The sequence below is a fragment of the Streptomyces sp. BE20 genome (assembly GCF_036322525.1).
In the GTDB taxonomy this organism is placed as follows: domain Bacteria; phylum Actinomycetota; class Actinomycetes; order Streptomycetales; family Streptomycetaceae; genus Kitasatospora.
This window is the reverse complement of sequence record NZ_JAQYWW010001235.1, coordinates 1-306: the sequence shown is the minus strand read 5'-3', so window position 1 is coordinate 306 and position 306 is coordinate 1. Positions and strand designations below refer to the sequence as shown.

Genomic DNA, 306 nt, shown 5'->3' with positions numbered 1-306 from the left:
CTTCGCCTTCACCATAGGACGGGGCAACGAGGTCCAGGTCGCGGCCATCGACGCCCTGCGCCCGCATCTCGTCGGCCGACCCGTCGCCGACCTGTGCGCCGACCCCGGATCACTCAACCGCGACCTCATCGGCGACAGCCTACTGGGCTGGATCGGCCCCGAGATGGGCGTCATCCACATGGCCATCGGCTCCTTAGTCTACGCCGTATGGGACCTCGCGGCCAAGCGCGAGGGAAAGCCGCTGTGGCAGCTCCTCGCGGACGCCGACCCCTTGTGGCTGGTGAGCCAGGTCGACTTCCGCTACAT

The 306-nt window shown here is 68.0% G+C and carries 1 pseudogene; it reads left to right on the top strand.

The features are described from left to right. Positions 1 to 306: pseudogene (locus PUR61_RS44905) on the top strand (fuconate dehydratase); the annotation flags it as partial.